The sequence below is a fragment of the Paenibacillus eucommiae genome (genome assembly GCF_017874215.1).
Lineage (GTDB): Bacteria > Bacillota > Bacilli > Paenibacillales > NBRC-103111 > Paenibacillus_AI > Paenibacillus_AI eucommiae.
On sequence record NZ_JAGGLB010000043.1, the window covers coordinates 41797 to 60295 of the forward strand.

An 18499-nucleotide genomic window follows, 5' to 3' on the forward strand; every position below is an offset into this window, starting at 1 on the left:
TACACTATATAGTGATTAAAATTACTTTGTAAAGTAATTTTTTCAAACCTAATTATCAAATATCAGCATTTAGAGTTAACATAGCCCATTTTGACTAGTATTTAAAAATAAAACAAATACAACAAAAATGGAGCGCCAAACTGTTGCCAGTTTTCGCTCCACTATCTATGTCAATTTCTTTTTTTACCTCAAAACGGAACCCGTTACCTTAAGCGAGGCGGTCTATTTTCCGTTATTTCAAAGATTGGCTTTCTTCCTGTACTGATACGGGGAGAAGCCAGTCTTTTTTTTGAATAAAGCATGAAAAAATTTCAAGTCCTTATAGCCGATTTGGCTGGCAATATCGCGGACACTCAGCGGCGAACGCTGCAGCAGCTCGCAGCTTTTCTCGATGCGCAAATTTTGCAGGTATTCAGTGATGGATTGTCCGGTTGTGCGTTTGAACAGTCGCTGCAGGTAGCTTACGCTGATGGGGATCATGCCCGCAAGGTGCTCCAATGAGATGGGCTCAGCGTAGTGCTTAGCCATATACTCGAAAACATTTTGTAATTGATGAAAGGAAGCGCCTGGTCGATGGACTTGTTTTTCGCAGCGGTAGAGGCCGATGAGCAGCTGCAGCAGCAGCCCGCATAGAACGGGTTCATAGCCGGATAAACGAAGGGAATGCTCCTTGAATAACTGCTCCATGAGCGGCCGGAATTCATGCTGGCTATCTTTGAAGTACCGGTACTCGCCATTTCCTTCGGTCAGCATTTGTTCCAGTTCCGCAGGAAGGGCATGGGCCTTCAACAACTTATGCAGCAGCTCCGTACTAAACAGGCAATTATACACAATCAACTCGTGGGCGGCGTGAGGCGATACAGGGCGGTAGACATGTGCAGTGCCAATTGGAATAATAAAAAGATCTCCCCGCTGCACCTGCAGCCGTTCTTCTCCTATATAATGAAAGCCTTTGCCTTCAGCTACATAGTTGATTTCAATGAAGTCATGCACATGCATGGCTAATGAAAAAAATTCCCGTTCCCGGGTCACACACATGGGGAATTCGGGCTGCCAGAACAAGCTGCCGGGCAGCAGAAGCTGGAGGTGATTCATAGTTTTTCAAATCCTTATTTTAGGATGTAATCTACCTATAAATATAACACATTCACCCCTTTAATCAACAAGGCGAATGGTTTACACTTCTTATGTAATCGTATGTAAAATTAATCGTGGAAGAAAGATGGAGGCTTGGTACATAATGACCGTCAGGACCAAGAGTCAAATAGCAGAATCGTTTGTTTTTGTGAAGGAAGAGAAGCTTCCTTTGCGTTATAGACATGTGGATGCGAGCAGTATTCGCTTGAGATCGCATGCGAATGCGGAGCACCCGGATGCCGTAGTTTTTGTTGAGGGCGAAGATTATGTGGTGGATGCCGCGAACGGCCTGATCGGCCGGACGGCAGGAAGCCGGATAGCGGACTGGTCTAAGAATGTTTTGTATGGAGTCACAAATTTCGACCATACCAAATACGAGGATTGGAGCAATGCCAAATACACGGTGTTTGCGGATTATGAATATGAGCCGGGCGATGATGAAGCAGGAGCACAATCTGAAGTGCGCGAGCCTGCAGGGCCAGACGTGCTGAAGGGTTTAAAGGAGAAGCTGGCGCGCGGAGAAGAAATCACCTATGTAGTTCATGGTGACAGCATCAGCACCGGAGGAGAAGCCAGCGAAGAGAAGTATACTTATTTTGGCAGATTCGCTGAACGTTTATCAGGCTTGTATCCGGGCGGAAGCGTTCGTATTGTAAACACAGCAATTGGCGGTGAGGATAGCCGCGGCGGTGTTGCACGTGTTGCCACAGATGTACTCTCCCATGCTCCTGACCTTGTAACGATTGGCTACGGGATGAATGACCAGAATAAATTCGAGTTTGGGAATGGTGTGCCGCTTGCTGAATATGAAGCGAATATACGCGAGATGATTGAGACGATCCGCAGTGAAGGTAATGCTGTGATTATATTGGTAACACCTTGTGAGCCGAATCCTTTGTGGCAGCATACCAGTGGGACCATTGGCAAGTATGCTGAGGTGCTGCTGCGCCTGGCAAGTGAATATGGAATAGGCGCTGCAGATGCGCATGCCAAATGGGTACTTGAGCTTGAAGCTGGCAAAACGCCAGGCAGCTTACTGCTGAACAATATTAATCATCCCAATGACTACGGACACTGGATTTATTTTACGGCGTTCGAGGCAGCTTTTTTTGGAGAGGGAGTCTAGAGATGGCCGAAAATCAGGAGAATTACCAGGTTTACTCGCTGCAGGTTAATCAGCTAAATGCGCCGCTTGGCATCGACGAACGCTCGATCCGTTTTTCATGGAAGTTGAATAGTTCGAATAGAGGTGCTGTGCTTGCTGCTTCACAGGTTTGGGTTGCATCTTCTGCTGAAAAGCTGAAGGACGGTGAAGCTGATCTATGGGATAGCGGTAAGGTCAATGGCTCTACGCTGTATGCCGATTATGCAGGAGTACAACTGAAGGGACATGCCAGGTACTGGTGGAAAGTGGCCGTTTCGGTTGCGGATGGGCAAGTTGTAGAGTCAGAGGCTGCTTTCTTTGATACTGGCTTGTTTGCAGATGATTGGCAGGCGCAGTGGATTTGGCGGTCGGATCAGATTCAGATCAATGATTTTGCCTATTTGCGCAAGGAAATCGAGCTGCGTCAGCCAGTAGCTTACGCCAAAATTTTCGCCTCCGCTCACAACGTGTTTCAGCTCTATCTGGATGGCGAACGGATCGGAGGGTATGGTTCACCGGCTCCGACTAATCCTTATGAGCATAAGTATTATGTGGCCTACGATGTTACCGCTCAATTGACTCAAGGGACGAGCTGTATCGCGGCCGCCGCTCATTACCTGGGAGGCAACGGACAGAACTATGTGAACGGACTTCCGGGGTTTCGTCTACAATTAGAGGTTGTTTATGTAGATGGTACACAGGAAAGCTTCAAGTCAGACACGACCTGGGAATCGCTTGTTGAAATGCCTCATAAAACGGGGACAGCGTACCAGCAAATGCGGCTGTTGTCGGCTGTTGAGGACTATGACGCAAGAAGCATCGATCCTGAGTGGCTGAAGGTTGGGTTCGATAAAGCTAAATGCGGACCTGCAGCAGCGGCGACTATAGCAGCCGAGGAATGGCCGATGAAATGGCAGACCATTCCTGAAGGAACTGTAAATGAGACGATTGCCCCCGTCTATCTCCACTCTTTCAAGGATAGCCCCGAAGATTTGGGGCGGGGTGAGGAACGCGTTCTGAGACAGGTGTTTGACACCGGCAGAATTGTCTCGGGTTGGCCTTCCATCACGCTGCGCGGTTTGGCCGGAGTGACGGTACGGATGCGCTATTCGGAGGATTTGGATGAGCAGGGCTGGGTTAAGCATAATGTTTGTAATGAAACACCAGCAGATTACTACTATGATCAATATACGATGCGCGGGGATGAAGAGGAGACTTGGGAAGCAAGCTTTTCCTATAAAGCCTTTCGTTATATCGAGGTGACTGGCTATCCAGAGCTTCTGGTTCCAGGCGAAAATCTGCGCATCTCATACGCCCACACAGGCATGGCTTACGAAGGCAGCTTTGAATGTTCAAATGATTTGCTGAACAAAATGTATCAAGCCTGCATTCGTACGCAGACCAATAATACATTAGGGCAGATGGTAGATTGTCCGCATCGTGAGCAGGCTCAATACCTGGCGGATTCCGATTTGCAGGCTGAAGCGTTGCTGTACAATTTCGATGCCCGGCATGTGCTGGAAAAAGTCATCAGTGATTTTGTCGATGGTCAATGGGAGGATGGGACGTTCCCGTTCGTGTATCCACAGAATGTGGATGGACCTTACGGTGAGCTGCAAATACCTGAATGGGATCTGCATTATTGCACGATCATGTGGAAGTTATACAGGATGTATGGCGATAAGCGTTTGTTGGAGACTTATATAGAGCCTGGCAAGCGTATGGTTGATTATTATCTGGGCATCATCGATCCTCAGTATGGTTTGGTCCCCATCGATAAAGGGTGGCACATTAGTGACTGGCCATACCCGACTGTAGATGATAAGCCCTTGTATTTAACTGTGCAAAATGTGAAGCTGTATCAGGCAGCGCATATTGTGTCTGAGACCGCTAAAATAATAGGCAATGAGCAAATCAGTGTCACTTACCGCCAGCATGCTGATCAGCTTAAGGAACATATCGTGAAGCATCTGTTCGATAAGGAAAATAAGAGATTCCGCGATGGGTTGAATTCTGAACAGGCCCATCAAGGGGCTACGGGCATAGCGCTCTATGCTGGTGTGGCACCGGAGGAGGACCGCGAAGCGCTGGTTCAATACGCGGCGTCGAGACCGTGGGAATGCAAGACTGTCCTATCGCTTCCGCTGCTGCGGATGTTGTTCGAGAATGGGCAGCAGGAGGCTGCATATCGGCTGATCAACCGGACAGAGTATCCGGGCTGGGGATATACAATCGCCCAGGGCACGGCCACGATGTGGGAAGGCTGGGATGATATCGAATCGCACAGCCATGCATGGAACGGCTATCCGGCGCGGATGCTTCAGGAGTATGTGGTCGGGATAAGTACCCTTACGCCGGGCTTTGCCGATGTGCAGATTAAGCCTTATATGCCGCAAGATCTTACCTTTGCATCAGCAACGATTCCAACAGTGCGCGGCGCAATCAGCGTAAGATGGGACCGTTCTGCTGACGGAACCAGTATCCGGCTTACGGCACAAATTCCGGTCACGACGAATGGAAGCATTGTCGTTGATGCAGGAGGCACGGCAGATAGTGTGATCATCCGGGAGAAGGAATCCGGCGGCACTATTTGGGATAAGGGGCATTTCATTGCTGGAGTAAACGGAGTGAAAAGCTGTGAGCTCTCAGCAGACGGATTCGTCATTGCTGTTGATGGCGGCGATTATGAGTTTGTGTTTGAAGCTTCATAGGAGTGGCTGAATAGTTTTAGAAAACTCAAGCTGATAGTTAGCTTGAGTTTTCTTTATTTTTCGCTTCGATGCGGTAAGGTCCGGTAGTAGGGTACGGTGTATGAAGTGTAGTTTGTGAGCTGGCGCGGAGTTAGCGATGAAAAACATCGCTAACTAGCCAGATTACTGGAGATTTCGTCTCGTAACGATGAAAAACATCGTTAAAGTGAGAGAATTACCCTTGATCGCGGATGAAAGAGCTGTTTAGCGATGAAAAACATCGTTAATGAGCCAGATTGCTGGCGATTGCATGACTTAACGATGAAAAACATCGTTATCGTTACGGAGAAAAGAAAAAAAAGCGGATTTTAGGGTTCAAAATGAATCCAACCTGCCATGGGGAACGAGAAAGATGCATAAGTACATCTTTTTTGGGCCTGAATGCACTGGATAAAGGAAATTACTGCGAATCTGCAGGATTTTAGGCGCCTTTTGTCCGTTTGAGCGCTACAAGTGACTATTTTGCTGCACAATTGCAGGAATTCTCGGTCCATAACCGATTTTGGGTGAAAAATCCTGCACTTTCGCAGGTTTTACTTATGGTTAGAGTACGTGGCTTTTGCCTACAATGGAGGGGGAGCTTCCAATGCTGCTGACAGGTGAGTTTTCATCGATTTCAGTGAGAGTTTTGAGTTGCTAACAGTTAGTCGACAGCCTCATGAGATCCGTTATTTCCCCGTAATGAGGCCATTTCTTAAAAGATTCCATTTCTTAAAAGATACGGACATGAGATCCCTTATTTGCCCTGAAACAGACTAGAAACAGGAAAATAAGCCTGAATAAGGGCTTCTGTGTCCGTAAGCATTTCAAAACAAGCGATTTTGTCACAAATAACGGCTGTGGTGTCCGTAAACATCTCGTCCTATGCCCTACATGCCCGGATTGGCAGGTTCAGAATCTCGGAATCTCCGAATCGCCAAATCGCCAAATCACCAATTCGGCATACCGTCCGTTTTATCATTTTGTGCATGGTCAAGTACCATGTAAAAAACATCTACAACTTTATCTCCATATAGCCGATATTATTTTTCATGGCGGGTGAAATGAATCATGGCAGCCTAGGAAATTGGCGTCGAAATCGTACATGTTATTTGGACAAAAAAAAGACATGTTGGTAAGGCGCACGGACTGTTGGATATTAGCAATAATGATCTGAAAAAAGCTGAAATCTGGCTCTATCATAGTGAAACCCACCCTGCTATAATAGGGAAATAACGATCTCATTTTGGACAATAATCGGAGGATTTGATCTCATGAACACAGAGCTTAAGGAGCCAATTAAAGCAGATCCAGAGAGAATGAAAAACTTTGTTTTCATTCTTGCACACAAAGCCGGCTTGCCTGAGGATAAGGCATTATTTCTGGCGGAATTACTAATCAAGAACGATCTTCGTGGTGTATTTACCCATGGTTCCAAACAAATTGCTACTTATGCCCGTGATATGCGTGCGGGCCTGCTTAATAAGAATCCACAGGTCAGCGTCCATAATGATGCCTCCTCAACCCTTGTTGTTGACGGGGATGGGGGACTTGGTTACTTTGCTGCTTATAAGGCAACACAAGAGCTGATTGAACGTGCTCGTCTTAACGGAATAGCTGCTGCTGTTACGCGTAATCACGGTCATATCGGAGCTGCGGGTATTTATACCCGGTTACTGGTGGAGAATGACCTTTTTGGATATGTAACATCCGGTCATCAGTTGAATATAGGTCCTGAGAATTCAATCGCGGATGCGGCAGGCGGGCCACCGATGTCCTTCGCTGTGCCTTCAGATGAAGAATTGCCTATGGTGCTGGACTTTGGAGCTACACAAGATCTGTATACAGGTGCGCCGCGGGCAGAAGAATTGTTCAAGCTGGCTCCCGGCCTTGTATTTCGCAACCTGGGACTGGGTTATATGTGCCAAGCATTAGGTGGCTTCCTTGCAGGTGTTCCATTGGATGAGGAGCGGGCAGGCAAGCAGTACAGAGGCGCTGATCAAGGATCATTGATTATCGCGATGGACATTAACCGCTTTTTCCCGATTGATCAATTTAAAGGTGAAATGGACAACTACATGAAGGTAACGAGTCAAATGAAGCCTATGCCAGGGCTGCAAAAGGCGACACTGCCAGGCGTTCTTGAAGCACATCGCGAACAGGATTGGAGCGTATCAGGCATTCCTCTTAACGCGGAGCATCAAGACATTCTTGCAAGTGTAGCGGCTGAATTTGGTGTGGAACTGCCTTTTTAGATGATCATGGACGCAAGTTGCAAGTTGATATAGGCCATAGGCCATATATTATAGAGCAGGGAAATAAAACAGGGAAAAGATCAGGGCATATGCTTTGGTCTTTTCCCTGTTTTACGTCTTTATTCTCTTGGACCCTAGGCAAAATCCACCGGAGGGTGGTACAATTTATCCATAAACGCAGCGATAGGAGAAACGGGAGGAGAGAACGAAATGCGATTTTGAAGTGATAAAGCTTTTGTATGATTATTCCAAAGTAAACGCTACCTTTTAGAAAAGTACTGCAATATAATTAATTCTATAATTCCAAATAATGGATAAAATCGGGTTTGAAATGCATGAAAAAAGGGAACCCCAAAATCTTGAGGTAGTGACTATGTTCTTTCTATGCGAAATTATAAACACTTTAATATTTATAAAACTTAACTTGACACTCCTTGAGGTGCAGTCCCTATGAAAAGAGATAGGCATTCTAAACTGTTCAATAATATTTCTCTTTGGAATAAGCTTATTGTCATCTTCATCATTCTCAGTCTCTCGATATTTATAGTTGGCTTCAATTTGACGGCGCGTCTAAATCGTTCTTACTTCGAGAACACTATAAATTTGACCGATACTAGCCTTAACCAAATCAAAAACAATACGATCGGTAAGCTTAATGACTGGGCTAAGATTATACCTATTATGATCAATAACAAATCGGTTACTCAATATATTAATCAAAGCTTTCAAAGTGATTATGAAGCCTATGATAGTTATATGGCCAACATTGCCCCTTTTCTTGAGATCGTGAATGCTGAAAATTCAGTTGATTATATCAAAATTTATTCAAACAATCCTACAATCAGAACCTCTATGTTGACTAATAATCAGATATCAAGCCTTCATAACGAACCATGGTATAACGAAAGCTCTATTTCAAAATATGGCTACAATTGGGGTTTGACCAAGCTAGGCAGTTTTGGTCAAACCCCATATTATCTAAACATATTTAAAGAACAATTTAAGGACAAAAGCAGTAAAGAATTAAAGTCGGTGTATGCAGCCTTTGTCAATGAGCTTAAGCTGTTCAAGCTTATTTCAGAGGAGGCAAAGGTCGGCAACATTGTAATTATCCTCGATAAGGATAATCACATCCTTTCCAGCACGGAGAGAAGTATGGTGGGTAAAACGATAAACGATTTTGAATTATCTATAGGATACAGCAATAAATTGCTTGCGGTCCACAGCAACACAATCATTAAAGTAAATAAGAAGCAATATCTTTTTAAATTTACCACAATAGATATCGATGAGCTTTCGATTGCGGACTGGAAGATAGTATACATGATTCCAGCGGAAAGCATATTATCGGAATCCAAATTCATCTGGTATTCCAGTATTTTCTTATGCATCATTTGTTTTACTGTCTCCTCCTTGCTTGTTATGACGGTCTCTAAAAATATTACAACCCGTGTCCATGCACTTATAACCAAGATGAGAACTGTGAAGGAAGGCAATTTCGATACGGAGATTGATATCTCAGGAAATGATGAGATTGGCGTTCTGGAACGCAATTTCAATGATATGGTATCCAGAGTCAGCTTGCTCATTACTGAAGTCTATGAATCGGATCTGAAAGCTAAAAACGCGGAAATCAAACACCAGAAAATCCAAAAAATGATGAGAGAGGTTGAAATTATCTCCTTGCAAAGCCAAATTAATCCCCACTATCTCTTCAATACCTTAGAGACCGTTAGAATGGAGCTTGTTATCCAGAAGCAACGTGAGCTTGCGGATGTAATCAAGGCTTTTGCGGATGGTTTTCGTACGTATGTCCATGATGAAAGAAAAATCTATATGCTAAATGATGAAATGAAATTGTTGCAAAATTTCCTGCTTGTACAGAATTACAGGCATGGCAACCGGATCAGGTTTAAAGTAGACATAGATGAAAGCCTGTATAATTGCCGGATACCGAAGTTGATTTTACAGCCATTGCTAGAAAACGCGGTCTTTCATGGTGCCGAGCCCAAAGCCGGGAATAGCTTGGTTGAGGTAAGAGTGTTTCGGACGGCTAATGATATTATTGCTACAGTGTATGATAATGGTGTTGGCATGGACAATGATGAGATTAATCGATTGCGAGAGAGAATATATGGCAGTGAAGAGAACGAGAATAGTTGGAGCAATGGAGGTTATTCAGCGCTCAGGAACGTTCATAGCCGGATTAGCTTGATGTATGGTCTTCAATATGGCTTAAGTTTTGAAAGCAAAAAAGAAGAATATTCGCTTTTCAAAATTAATTTGCCTTTTTCCGAAAAACAGACAGAAGGTGATGAAGTTGTATAAGTGTTTGTTAGTTGACGATGAAATCAGAATTTGCATGGGGATGAAAGAAATAATCGATTGGGAAAAATATGGATTTGAACCAATCGAAGTCGCTTTTAGCGGCCAGGAAGCGCTTGAAAAGGCGCAGAGCACCTCATACCATTTAATCATAACGGATATCAAAATGCCCGGTATGGATGGGTTAGAGCTGATTAGGAACTTAAAGAAAACAGATTCTCCTGCAAAGTATATTGTATTTAGCGGTTATCAGGACTTTGAATATGCTGCATTGGCCATAAATTTCGGTGTGAAGAATTATATTCTCAAACCAATTGATGAGGATATACTGATCGATACAGTAAGCTCCATAAAAACCGAAATAGATAAGGAACTGGCCGAACAATCTTCATTGATTAAATTTCGGGATATTGCAATCGAGAAAGTGCTATACAGTTTCCTGCATAATAAAGGCGGAGATACAGAAATCAATGATTTCATATTTTCTGCTGGAATAAATGCGTATAACAACCCTGCAAAGCTGGTGGTGTTTCTTCCTCATGCCTGCAACGGGAGTAAGAAGCTGGATGATATTGATGCCTTAATGAAGGACACACTTGAAGCCAAATATCCTTATTTTACTTTTCATATTGACCGCACGTACTCTATCATCGGTTCCCTCATTTACAATGCTCTGGATACGGCAGATTTACTTGTAAGGTTAAATACACTTCTGGAACTATTAAATTCAGAAGCTGGAATATCGTATTCTGTAATGCTTAGCTCGGATATCGATAATGCGGAAAGTGCCCTTAACTCGATTACATCCACGTTTATCAAATGCAATTCACTAACTATTCATAATCAGAGCATGCAAAGAGTCGTACATTGTAATTCTTTGTTTGGCAGTGATACGACTATTGACCAAGTCATCAGCTATGTGAATGAACACTTTTGTGAGGATATTAACCTGAAAATGATATCAAGCCAGTTTTATATGAATTCTGCCTATCTGGGAAGATTATTTAAACAGTACACAGGTGTTGGATATAATGATTATATCAACAAGTTAAGAATAGAGAAGGCGATCGTCTATTTAAATAATAAAAATTATAAAGTTTCTGAAATATACAAACAGGTAGGTTATAAGGATATCGTATATTTTTATAAAAAATTTAAGGAAGCAAAAGGTGTTTCACCCTCATTTTATCGATCTGATGCCAAGAAACAATGACAGCAACGAGACAACCCGGAGATAGGGGGATATGTATAATTTATTATATACTAAAGTACATTCTCACATAATTACACCCGGGAAGATTACTATTATAATAAATGATATGGAAAGCGCTTTCTAAGTTTTGCCTCTCTTTCTGACAAATGATGATTCGCTTAGCTAACGAGAGTCGTTGTCAATGCTTGACCTTCAAATACTATTGGCCACATCATACTTTTATTTTTAAGGGGAGGGTTTTCAATGTCAACTAAGTTCTATTCTTTCAGAACAATAGTAGCTGTGTGTTTAGGATTGCTGCTTGTATTAACAACGGCATGCAGCAGATCCACCTCTTCTACCCCGGCTGCTACACAAGAAACACAAGCTGGTGCAAAGCCTGGTGAAGAGGCAAACCCTAAGGATCGACCGCTTTATACCATTAAGGTTTTAACGAATATGGCGATCAATCCCAATATTAAAAAAAGTGATGAGAATGAAATGGGTAAGTTTATCAAGGAGAAGTTTAACATTGTTTTTGAATATTTGCCTTATACGGGCGACTTCGTGGAAAAGGCAAATTTACTGCTTGCTACGGGTGATTATCCGGAAATGCTTACGCTCGCCGGCACGGATTTAATTAAAACATATGTGGATGCTGGCGCAGCAATAGATCTGGAGAAGTACTTTGCGGTTGCTCCCAATTTCGAAAAAGCATTTGCAACCCAGCTGCCTTATTGGAGAAGCTACAGCGACGATAATAAGGTGCATCATTGGGAGGTTGGCGTTGGTGGAGAGACAGCTGGCACAATAATCATGGATCTCCCCACTGATGTGGCGGTTAGAAGTGATGCGCTGGAAAAGCAGGGCTGGCCCAATATTGTCAGGCAGGATGACTTTATCGCTTTCCTTAAGCAGGCCATGAAGGATTTTCCTGAAATTAACGGTCAGAAAACCGTCGGTATGACATTGCCTTTGGCTGAGCCGTGGGGCTTGCAGGGTATAGCGGGTATCGGTTATGAGAAGGGTGAGAAGTATACGTCAGCATCTGGAAACAATGCAGTTATTTGGAGCATACTTGATAAAAAATTTACGGACTATTTTCTGAACGAGAACGTTCGTGAGTCTTTAGCATTCTTCAATACGTTATACCGGGAGGGATTGCTGGATCCAGAATCATTTACTGACAAGTACCCCCAGACAACAGATAAGATGAAGGCAGGGAAAGCACTCTCAACGTGGTATGCGGTTTGGTCGGGATCTGAAGCCAATCAGGGATTTGTTGCTTCAGGCAAACCCGAGATGAAATACGTTACATCGCCCTTTCAGCTCGAATCTCAAGCGGATAATAATGAAAAAAGAGTCATGGCTATGAACTCCACGAATAGTAACGAGGCTGTTGTTATCACCAACAAGGCCAAAGATCCGGAAAGGATCATGGAGTTTATTAACTGGACGCTTTCAGAAGAAGGCCAGGTATGGCGACAAGCCGGCATAGAAGGAAAGACTTACACGGTGCAGGACGGAAATAAAGTGCTCTTGGATGAGTACAAGAAAAACCTGAGAAATTTCGATTGGCTCAAGCAAATTGGATTGGCATATGAGTTCAGGTTCATACCATCAATAAATGGAAAGACCAGCAACGGACAGCATTACAGCCTACTTACGCCCGAGATTATGAATGAAGTTGCTGAACCGCGAATGAATGAAGCCATTGAGAAGATGGGTCTTACCGAATGGTATGACAAATTACTTCTTGTTCCAACTGACTTCGTGAATTCGATAAGCCTTGATACGAAAAGTGAAGAGGGCAGGCTTGAGCCCAAACTAATCGATTTCAGGAATAAAATGAGCGCTAAGCTTATCTTGGCAAAAACCAAGGAAGAGTTTAATGGAATCTATGATGCTGCTGTAGCAGATTACAAAAAAATGAAGCCTGAAATCGTAATAGACGCGTATAACAAACAATATCAGGAGAAAATGAAGGAAATCACCAAATAAGATTATGGGAAACCGCATAGCTCGTTCTTGTATTGCTGGGATGGAGCTATGCTTTTTTTTTAAAATGCCGGAAAGCCTATATGTTACGCTTTGACAGAAGGAAGGATGTTATGAGTAAAATAATTTCTCCCATAATGCGGTACAAATATGTTTATCTTATGATGGCTCCTGCTTTCATCACAGTATTTATTTTCTCTTATGTCCCGCTTTTTGGATGGGTCATCGCCTTTAAAGATTACACCGCGGCGAAAAGTATCTGGAAGTCGCGGTGGATAGGGCTGGATAACTTTAAATTATTCTTTTCGATGACCGGCGATTATGTATATACCATAAAAAACACGCTGGTTATGAATTTCGGCGTATTATTTGCAACATTGTTCCTTTCGTTTGTTTTTGCCATATTGTTAAATGAACTCCGAAGCCGTGTTTTCAATAATACCATACAGATCACTGCCATGTTTCCCTTTTTTATTTCATGGGGCATCACCTATTCCTTGATTTACGCCTTTTTTGCACCTGTTTCAGGAGGAGTCAATCAGGCTTTAGTCGGAGCGGGTATAATCGAGCAAGGCATTAACGTTCTTGGTGACGAAAAGTATTCGTGGATCCTGATTATCTTATCCAGCACCTGGAAAACACTTGGATACAATGCGATCTTGTTTGTTGCTGCAATCGCCGGGATCGAGAGAGAGCAATTCGAATCGGCAGAAATAGACGGTGCCGGCAGATTCGTTAAGATATGGTATATCTTAATTCCCCATCTCATACCAACCGTAGTCGTTATACTGATTCTTAATAGCGGTCACGTTTTCAACTCGGATCTAGGTCAATTGATTATGTTCACCAACTCAACGAATTGGAGTACCATGGAGGTGCTTGATATGTACATTTACAAGAGCGGCATGCAGAAGGGGGATTTCGCCTATGCAACTGCCGTAGGCATTATCAAAACGATCATCAGTTTGGCCATGGTGTTCGCGGTAAACTATATATGCAAGAAACTTTCGGATAAATCTATATTTTAGGAAGGGTAGTAACCAATGGGGAAACAAAGCTATTTCTCTCGCGTTTTTGATGTCATGAATATTGCTGGAATGCTGTGTATCTTTGTTATCATGATTTATCCATTTTTATATATAGTGAGTTATTCACTAAGCGACGTATTGAAACTTGAAGGTGGTCTCATCTTGTGGCCACAAGGGTTCTCCCTTGAAGCGTATAAAACATTGTTCGCTAATTCGGATACATTAAACGGGTTTTATGTATCGGTTTCAAGATCGGTGATTGGCACTGCAGCCACCATGTTTGTCAGCTGTATGGCAGCCTATGCAATTACCAAAGGCAATGTCCCCGGGGTCCGGTTTGCCAGAAAGTTTTTTGTCTTCACGATGTATTTCGGAGGCGGACTTGTACCCTATTATATCGTTGTCAAGTCTCTTGGCTTAGTCGGTACTTTTCTCGTTTATATCATCCCTGCATTGGTCAGTGTTTTTGGGGTTATTATCATCCGGGCCTTTATCGAAAGCCTGCCTCCTGCGCTTGAAGAATCTGCTATGATTGATGGTGCAAACGAAATAGTAATTTTCTGGAAAATTCTTTTTCCTATGTGTATGCCTATTGTCGCGGCTATCTCCATGTTCACATTTGTTGGACAATGGAATTCCTTCTTTGATACTATGCTTTTCAATTTTATGAATCGTGAGCTATATACGCTGCAATTTTATTTATACATGATATTAACCTCGAAGGCAGTTAGTTTGCAGGATGCTCAGGAAATGGGGAAGGCTGTAACTACAAATTCCCAGACCATTACTATGGCTGTTACAGTTATTACTATATTACCGATATTGATTATCTTTCCATTTATCCAACGTTATTTTAGATCAGGCTTGCTTATCGGTGCCATAAAAGCGTAAGTGAAATTTTTAAGTGAAAAGGGATGATTCAAGATAATGAACGTTAATTCCTATACTAATCTCTTGCATAGCAAAGCGTCTGCGGTTCAAATTATTAATGCTTTTGCAGAAACATTAGAGCATCCAGTAGTCCATGATCTACTGTCGTATATGGAGAGGTGCTCCGGAATCACGCCGGAAATTAAGCCTTACAGCAAAGAAATGGTCATCCAGTTTCCTTCTATTATTCTTACTTCAACTGAAAATGCCAAGCTGTTCGGAGATTTCCAGAGCCCGGATGGCGAAGATTCATACCTGCTCAGTATGGAGAAAGGTGAAAACGGACTGTTGGTGACGATAGTTGCCGATAATGCCGGCTGCCTGCAGCAAGCCATTTATCATCTGATTCGCATAACCAAACAAGATGGAGAGGAATTATGGCTGCCTGAACAAAGATTAGCTGTTAAACCTTGGGTACAGCAAAGGGAGTGGGCTTTGTGCCCTTGGATTCCCAGCCAGGTCAGAGGGGAATTTATCAATCCTCATGCAAGCAACGATTTCGATATATTTAAGTTTTCAGAGCGTCAGTTAGAGGAATATATCAAGATGATGGGTTCATTCGGGTTTAATGGAGTCCAGCTCCTGGATACCTGTTACATGTGGAGCAGATTCGGTTCGATTGATGCTTATCATGAGAAGCTGAAGCAAATTGCGCAAATTGCCCATCAATGCGGGCAAAAGGTCACACTCTGGGTATGGGCCGCCTGTTTTGATGAATATGGCTGGGTGGATACAGAGGCTGTGTATACGGCTCCTGATGGCGAAAGTGCATTTGAGAATCCGCAGGTGAGGAAGACATTCGAGAAATATTATGATAAATACAGTGATCTGGCCATGTATGTTGATCGGGTTATCGGACACTATTACGATCCCGGCAATCTGAAAAATCCTGAAGATACTTTTAAATATATGCGTCTTCTGGAAAGCAAATTTAGCAAGATTAACCCGCAGGTTCGATTTGGCATCGATGTTTGGGATGCGCCAAGCGGATATTTGCAAGCCCTGATTAAAGCGGGCTTTCAAGACTATTTGCTGCTGGAGTCTTCATTTCCTGCGGCTTGGACAGAGGAGGGATGCAGGAGCTTTAGACAGGAAGCCCGGGATTTCGGGGTGAAAGAGACTGGCATTTGGGGATGGTATACGGCAGAATATGAAACGGATCAACACCCTTCCATGTATGTAAACGGCCATGTCCTGAAGGAAGTTTATAACAACATCCGCCAGGCAGCAGATCCCATTCTGCCGAACGTCTACTGGTCAGAAATGGAGGCTTATCATATCGCCAATTTATTCTCCATGTTTATTTCTGCTCAATTATTATGTGATCCCGATAAAAATCCCGATTTGTTATTGGCGGAAATCGCGGATGTCATTTATGGGCCGCTGAATGGCAGCATAATATTGGAAGCCTTGAAGCTGATACAGGATACCCGTTCAGGAACGAGCTGGAAAACCTATTGGTGGAGCAGCCCGGAGTTTCGTCTGGGGACGCCGAATGCGGATGAGGATGTGCGAAGAGCGGAGAATAGCATACGCTTATTGAGGAATATGCAGATGGACGCCAATTATGTGGTGAGGCTTCCGCTTCCGGTTACCGTTGAGAAATTAACCCAAATCATCATTCCGCATTTAATCCAAATCCAGAAATTTGCCGAATTTCGGGTGGAAATTGCAGACATCCAACGAGCGGCGTTAGAAGGAGCCGATAAGGAAAAATTATCGCATATGCTGGTCGAGGCATGGAAGCCTGTTCCGGAATTGGATACCTGGATCGGAACCTTCGGCCAAATCGAAGAAAGGCAGCAGCATCTCATGGTCAGGGAAATTTGCAAGCAGTTGGAGATTTCTATACCTACACACCGCTCGTTGGCAGTAAGGAAGAAATCGCGGATTGTAGAAATGATGCAGAACTTCCAGAAATACTATCATTTTAGCTCGCCCAGACCATTTAACATCGGGTCATTAGCTACTTACGGATCAGGCTTCAATATAGCTGAAGCGGTAGAAATCATGGAAGAGCTTGTCGATGACGGTATTGTCATTAAACATGAATCGGGAACTTATTCATTGGCAGACTGGCGGGATTTTCAGCACTTTGGATGGAATTAATCCCATGCCTGACTTTAGAAATAGTGCCTCTTATCAATATCAGATTATTACCCTTTGAGACTAGTTGGAAAAAGGGCATCGGTTATAGTTATGCAATAATTTACGACGAGCTCTTGCGAGTATTACCGCAGGAGTTCGTTTTCTTTCTGGAGCCCAATGAGAACCTGAAAAAGTCGTCATAACCTATTTATATCCAATTTCAGCCAATTTAAAGCAAATAAGAAACCACTTCCTGTTGACGGAGCTGATGTTCCATGGCATGATTGGAAATACTAAGGGATGGAGGGAGTGGTTCTGATGATGCGATTGATTAAAGTGAAAAATATTAAAGATGTTGAAACGATTAACCACATAGTGAGCCAGTACAGCTTCGATATCTGGATTCATGGAAAAAGCGGAATGGTCGATGCCAAATCGATACTCGGTATATTTGCGCTTAAATTAAGCGAGCCCCTGACACTGGTAGTGCCTGATGATGCGAATTATACGCCGTTATTCAAAGAGCTAGAGGAATTTATCGTTTTTGGATAGGAAAAAGGTGTTGACGAGAGCGAATTATGGGTGTATTCTAAGATTAATTAAAACGTTTCAAGTTTATACGATTAATATATTGCAACGTTTTAAATGGGGGAAGATAGAATATGTCTACGATTAAAGATGTTGCAAAGCTTGCCAATGTATCGATCGGAACCGTATCGCGGTTTATCAATGGATACAAGATCAAACAGGAGAACAGTCTCAGGATTGAGGAGGCGATTGAGCAGCTTAACTTCAAGTCTAATCCGATGGCTAGAGGCCTTAGAACAAACAAAACATTGACGATTGGCGTATTAATACCACGCATCACCGATGTTTTTTGTACGCAGGTTATTGAGGGGATTGAAGAAATTCTGAATCCTCTTAATTATGGAATCGTCATCTGCAGTGCTAACGATAATCTGGAGCAGCAAACGGAGAAGCTAAGCTACTTGAGAGAAAAGTTTGTAGACGGCATTATTGTTATGCCAGTAACTTCTTCAGAGTTTGAGGCAGATGAGATTGTTAACCGCGGTATTCCTATCGTACTGGTTGACCGGCTCGTTAAAGGCTATGAATTTGATGCTGTTATTTGTGACAATGTGAATGGTGCTTATTCGGCTGTTGAAATGATTATTAATAAAGGTCATCGTAAAATCGCAGTGATTGGCGGTCCAGAGGAGATTTTTACTGCTCAAGAACGCTTGACTGGATATTTGCGCGCGTTGAATGATTATAATATTGAAGTTAAGGAAGAATATATTTTACATTCTCCCTACACGAAAAACGGCGGTATTCAAGCCATTAATCAATTATTGGATTTAGAAGATCCTCCTACAGCTATCTTTACGACGAATTACCCGATAACGGTCAATTCGATGAAGGTTTTGATGGAAAGAAATCTTGTTATGGGAGAAGCCATTTCCTTATGTGGCTATGATCAAACCGAGCTGTTCCAAATGTTTAATCCCCCTGTATCTGTTGTTGTACAACCTTCTAGGGAAATAGGGATTCATGCAGCAGAAATTTTATTGAAGCGTATGTCGGATGACCAAAGCAGATTTCCACATATCCAGCGGCTCAAGACGCAGTTGATTGAAACCGAATCAGTAAAATCTATGATTTAAGAAAATTTA

The 18499-nt window shown here is 43.1% G+C and carries 12 protein-coding genes; 11 read left to right on the forward strand and 1 reads right to left on the reverse strand.

The window, feature by feature from the left end:
- Positions 1-237: 237 nt before the first annotated feature.
- Positions 238-1095 (reverse strand): AraC family transcriptional regulator, encoded by an 858-nt coding sequence (locus J2Z66_RS37115; protein WP_209978149.1) that lies wholly within the window; start codon positions 1093-1095, stop codon positions 238-240.
- A gap of 145 nt (positions 1096-1240) precedes the next feature.
- Between J2Z66_RS37115 and J2Z66_RS37120 the strand changes: the two genes are divergently transcribed.
- The 11 genes from J2Z66_RS37120 to J2Z66_RS37170 all read left to right on the forward strand — a co-directional run bounded on the left by J2Z66_RS37120 (position 1241) and on the right by J2Z66_RS37170 (position 18490).
- Complete coding sequence (locus J2Z66_RS37120) at positions 1241-2263, forward strand: SGNH/GDSL hydrolase family protein (protein WP_209978151.1); 1023 nt, start codon at positions 1241-1243, stop codon at positions 2261-2263.
- Positions 2264-2265: 2 nt separating this feature from the next.
- Positions 2266-4992 carry a family 78 glycoside hydrolase catalytic domain gene (locus tag J2Z66_RS37125; RefSeq protein WP_209978153.1) on the forward strand — a complete coding sequence of 909 codons (2727 nt, stop codon included), beginning with the start codon at positions 2266-2268 and terminating at the stop codon, positions 4990-4992.
- Between the two features lie 1292 nt (positions 4993-6284).
- A complete protein-coding gene (locus J2Z66_RS37130) occupies positions 6285-7265 on the forward strand; it encodes an Ldh family oxidoreductase (RefSeq protein WP_209978155.1) in 981 nt (326 codons plus the stop codon).
- A 450-nt stretch (positions 7266-7715) separates the two neighbouring features.
- Complete coding sequence (locus tag J2Z66_RS37135; RefSeq protein ID WP_209978157.1) at positions 7716-9593, forward strand: sensor histidine kinase; 1878 nt, start codon at positions 7716-7718, stop codon at positions 9591-9593.
- A complete protein-coding gene (locus J2Z66_RS37140) occupies positions 9508-10803 on the forward strand; it encodes a response regulator transcription factor (RefSeq protein WP_209978159.1) in 1296 nt (431 codons plus the stop codon). The genes J2Z66_RS37135 and J2Z66_RS37140 overlap by 86 nt, the downstream gene beginning before the upstream one ends.
- A 243-nt stretch (positions 10804-11046) precedes the next feature.
- On the forward strand, positions 11047-12783 hold the full coding sequence (locus J2Z66_RS37145) for an extracellular solute-binding protein (protein WP_209978161.1): 1737 nt from the start codon (positions 11047-11049) through the stop codon (positions 12781-12783).
- 110 nt (positions 12784-12893) lie between these two features.
- Positions 12894-13808 carry an ABC transporter permease subunit gene (locus J2Z66_RS37150; protein WP_209978163.1) on the forward strand — a complete coding sequence of 305 codons (915 nt, stop codon included), beginning with the start codon at positions 12894-12896 and terminating at the stop codon, positions 13806-13808.
- Between the two features lie 162 nt (positions 13809-13970).
- Positions 13971-14699 (forward strand): carbohydrate ABC transporter permease, encoded by a 729-nt coding sequence (locus tag J2Z66_RS37155; RefSeq protein ID WP_209978164.1) that lies wholly within the window; start codon positions 13971-13973, stop codon positions 14697-14699.
- A 36-nt stretch (positions 14700-14735) separates the two neighbouring features.
- On the forward strand, positions 14736-16847 hold the full coding sequence (locus J2Z66_RS37160; RefSeq protein WP_209978166.1) for a hypothetical protein: 2112 nt from the start codon (positions 14736-14738) through the stop codon (positions 16845-16847).
- Positions 16848-17144: 297 nt separating this feature from the next.
- Positions 17145-17378: an HPr family phosphocarrier protein gene (locus J2Z66_RS37165; protein ID WP_209978168.1), complete on the forward strand. Its 234-nt coding sequence runs from the start codon at positions 17145-17147 to the stop codon at positions 17376-17378.
- A gap of 110 nt (positions 17379-17488) precedes the next feature.
- Entirely contained in the window at positions 17489-18490 is a 1002-nt protein-coding gene (locus tag J2Z66_RS37170) for a LacI family DNA-binding transcriptional regulator (protein ID WP_209978170.1), read from the forward strand.
- The last annotated feature ends 9 nt before the right edge of the window (positions 18491-18499 follow it).

What these genes read in the sequence shown, in the direction of transcription:
- J2Z66_RS37150 (WP_209978163.1), top strand. Translation starts at nt 12,894, where the DNA reads ATGAGTAAAATAATTTCTCCCATAATGCGGTACAAATATGTTTATCTT.
- J2Z66_RS37115 (WP_209978149.1), bottom strand. Translation starts at nt 1,095, where the DNA reads ATGAATCACCTCCAGCTTCTGCTGCCCGGCAGCTTGTTCTGGCAGCCC.
- J2Z66_RS37145 (WP_209978161.1), top strand. Translation starts at nt 11,047, where the DNA reads ATGTCAACTAAGTTCTATTCTTTCAGAACAATAGTAGCTGTGTGTTTA.
- J2Z66_RS37120 (WP_209978151.1), top strand. Translation starts at nt 1,241, where the DNA reads ATGACCGTCAGGACCAAGAGTCAAATAGCAGAATCGTTTGTTTTTGTG.
- J2Z66_RS37125 (WP_209978153.1), top strand. Translation starts at nt 2,266, where the DNA reads ATGGCCGAAAATCAGGAGAATTACCAGGTTTACTCGCTGCAGGTTAAT.
- J2Z66_RS37135 (WP_209978157.1), top strand. Translation starts at nt 7,716, where the DNA reads ATGAAAAGAGATAGGCATTCTAAACTGTTCAATAATATTTCTCTTTGG.
- J2Z66_RS37170 (WP_209978170.1), top strand. Translation starts at nt 17,489, where the DNA reads ATGTCTACGATTAAAGATGTTGCAAAGCTTGCCAATGTATCGATCGGA.
- J2Z66_RS37165 (WP_209978168.1), top strand. Translation starts at nt 17,145, where the DNA reads ATGATGCGATTGATTAAAGTGAAAAATATTAAAGATGTTGAAACGATT.
- J2Z66_RS37160 (WP_209978166.1), top strand. Translation starts at nt 14,736, where the DNA reads ATGAACGTTAATTCCTATACTAATCTCTTGCATAGCAAAGCGTCTGCG.
- J2Z66_RS37130 (WP_209978155.1), top strand. Translation starts at nt 6,285, where the DNA reads ATGAACACAGAGCTTAAGGAGCCAATTAAAGCAGATCCAGAGAGAATG.